The organism is Roseibium sp. RKSG952, assembly GCF_009711355.1.
In genome coordinates this window covers 1-1,244 of the sequence record NZ_SMMF01000481.1, presented here as the reverse complement: position 1 = coordinate 1,244, position 1,244 = coordinate 1, and the positions used below count along the sequence as shown (strand labels likewise).

At 59.9% G+C, this 1,244-nt stretch carries 1 protein-coding gene and 1 pseudogene; one reads left to right on the top strand and one right to left on the bottom strand.

Annotation, left to right across the window (positions count from 1 at the left end; all coding sequences use genetic code 11):
* On the bottom strand, positions 1-533 hold a 533-nt coding region (locus tag E1297_RS01685), incomplete at its 3' end, for a transposase (protein ID WP_155133089.1).
* 247 nt (positions 534-780) lie between these two features.
* Here E1297_RS01685 and E1297_RS01680 point away from each other — a divergent pair.
* Positions 781-996 (top strand): annotated as a pseudogene (locus E1297_RS01680) (transposase); the annotation flags it as partial.
* Positions 997-1,244 lie beyond the last annotated feature (248 nt).

Genomic DNA, 1,244 nt, shown 5'->3' with positions numbered 1-1,244 from the left:
CACCTCACGAAGGTCTGTGGTGCGAGGTCTGCCAACCAAGCGCGTCCGCGCTTGTTGAACAAGTCAGCATGCGGACACTTGGGGATCAGATGCGCGTGCAGGATCGCATGCACCTCGTTCTTGATCCGCGTGCGATGACGCACGACCTGATAGCGCCGCGCCACCAGCCGACGCAGTCGCTCGGTGGCCGCGTCCGGCGTCCAGATCTGCGGCAGGTAGCCAGCCGCGTAGAGGTTCGCCAGGGTGCCTGCGTCGACCTTGTCTGTTTTCACGTGGGCATGGGCGATGGCCTTCACCTGAAGTGGATTGGCGATCACCACACGCGCCACGAAGGGCGTGAGCACTCGCGACACCGCCATGGCATTGCCGGTCGCCTCTATGACCACCTCGTCTGTCGGTTGGAGCTGCCTGGCGAAGCCTTCCAGCGCCGTGCGGGTCATGTCGACCCGTCCCTCATGGCGGGTCAAACCGTTCTCCCAGATCACCACCTCCCCAAAGGTCCGGTGAATGTCGATTCCGATCACGCGTCGCATGCGCGCCTCCTGCGTCTGTTTCGATAGACGGGAGCGGCGGGCAACACGACAACTACGGATTCGCGCTCACGGCGCAACCGGGCGAGTCGCAGAGGCGGCCAGCTACTAACACGAGCTCGCAGCTCATCGTATGGATCGGCCTGCCCGCACCTTCGTGCTCCCGGTGCCTCTGTCCCGGACGCTCGCAGCATAAACCGGATCAGATGAGACCCAGCCGAACATCGGCACCGAGGGTGGAATACCAGTTACCAACCCGCTGGAACGGCTGAACAAGGAGATCAAGCGGCGCACCAATGTGGTCGGCATCTTCCCGAACGACGCCGCCGTCATCCGGCTCGTCGGTGCCATTATGCTGGAACAAAATGATGAGTGGGCCGTCTCCCGCCGTTACATGACACTGGAAACCGTCGCCGCCATCTGCCAGAATAAACAAATGGACCCGGCCATGATCGCCGCTCTGTAACCGACAAACCGGCCAGAACCGGAAAACAAAGTTACACCACGTCTCGGGACACTATCCCGAACAATGGTATGATCTTGTAAATCAGATGTTCATTGATCAAGAGTCTACGCACCCCGGACTCTCGGCGGTATAGCCGTCACCTCCCCTTCACCTTCCTGAGATCATCCAGAAACTCCAATCTCTCATTGATCCTTCGGGCATGCTGTTTCAATCGATCCTAGGAAAAGGCAAACGCCTGATCGTTGAAA